The sequence below is a fragment of the Candidatus Hydrogenedentota bacterium genome (genome assembly GCA_018005585.1).
GTDB lineage: Bacteria > Hydrogenedentota > Hydrogenedentia > Hydrogenedentales > JAGMZX01 > JAGMZX01.
Genome location: JAGMZX010000019.1, coordinates 1 through 1,677 on the forward strand (window position 1 = coordinate 1; position 1,677 = coordinate 1,677).

Below are 1,677 nucleotides of genomic sequence, written 5' to 3' on the forward strand. Positions count from 1 at the left end.
AGACCGCCAGCCCGGACGAACCGTACCTCCACGCGATTCCCTACATGCAGTTCCCGCTCCTGCAGGCGGGCCGCCCATTTACCGGGGAACGGGCCATGACGCCGGGCGTCGCGTACAACCCCGACCCAAACGATTTCTGGATGCGCATCTGCGCCGAGGCGTGGAAACACCACCAGGCGCATCCCGGGGGGCCGCACGCTTACGGGGCGTGGGACGCCATCCCCGGCCGGAGCGAAACCCGGCCTGCGCACGCGCAATGGCTTAAGCGTTACCTGCCATTGACGGAAGAAGGGACATGGGCATGGCTCGAAATCAGGGACTCCAGCTTGACTGTCGGCCCCTTGCCGGAGCGGGTCGTGGCGTCCGTGTTCGCGAATCGGGCCATTCATCTGGTGCTCGCCAACTACGGCAGCGTCCCGGCGCAGGTTGTTACCTGCTCCAATTGCGCCTCGCTGACATCGCCAGAGCCCTCGCTACGGCGCGAATGGACTCTCCAACCGGGCTCTCTCGAGATCCTCCGGCTCGATGCGCACGACGCGGCAAACCGTGACGACAAAACCGGCTGAGAGACAACCATTCGGCTCAATCCGCGGAATACGGAGGGAATCTCCGGCGCTCGACAGTCTCACTCTTGGGTGTTCCAACAACTGCGCCAAGCGGAGTCCGCGGTTCTGCCGTCTAAACCGAAGTTCCAGCGGATGACGTAGTATGAGTGATTGACGTTTGGGATGATAGGCGGATTCAATTTGTCGGTTTACTGGGTACAGGTCCTCACGGACCGCGTTGAAGCAGTCCGAAGATATGTGCCTGGAACGGGGTTGCTTTGGTCAGGGCGGATTCGCTCGGAATACTCACACTAACCAAGACTAGGAAGCCCAACGCAAGAAATATGGTGCAGGACTTGAGTTTTGCGGTACTCATGACGCCCCCCTGGCGCCGCCCGGGCCTGCTTATCCACGCATCCGATTCACGGCCCGCAACCATCTGAGCTGCGCATCGGCGATGAGTCCATCATCGAGGTTCCCCCCTGCAAAAGTCCAAACTTGCCCGCTTGCCACTTCCCGCGCCCATCGCTGCGGCGCACTCATGACCGCGTTACCCACGAGCGGGCAATAGATGCCGATCGCCTCACATCGGATAAGCGACCTGCATATTCCGGCACGAGCAGGCCACCGAATCCGAAGGAGCGCGACCAGTAATCCGGGTGCTCACGAGCGGGGGAACGGGGAGCGCGAGTGGAAAGTCCGCAGGAACGAACAGTCCGCAGGGAGGGTGTTTCAAAGTAGATGGTTTTGGTCCGTTCCATTTAACTTGGAAATGAGTACCATTCCGCCGAGAGCGCGGAGCAGAAGTGGGGGAAGGAAGACGGAATAATAGACGAAGCCCACCGGCACGCCAAGACCGATAGCGGCACGGAGCCCGGAAAGCCCATCTTGTGCTGCCGCGTTTCTTGGCCCTTTCGGCCTTTCGCTCCGCCACTCGTAAAACTTTCAAGCGGTAGAGCAGTAGGGCGGTCAAGCGGTAATTACCTGGAGAGGCGGAAGCCGTGACTGCTATACGTGTACGACGGGGGGAGGGGGCTGCCGCGGCCCGCTGAACGCAAGTAGCGGTCGCCGCCGTAGTTCCAGGCGGCGCCCCGAGTCAGGCGGTCCGAGCCTCTAGGTGAGTACACCCACG

General features: G+C 61.5%; 1 protein-coding gene. It reads left to right on the top strand.

Annotation, left to right across the window (positions count from 1 at the left end):
- The coding region (locus KA184_05055; protein ID MBP8128928.1) for a hypothetical protein at positions 1-566 on the top strand (566 nt) is incomplete at its 5' end.
- Positions 567-1,677: the final 1,111 nt, after the last annotated feature.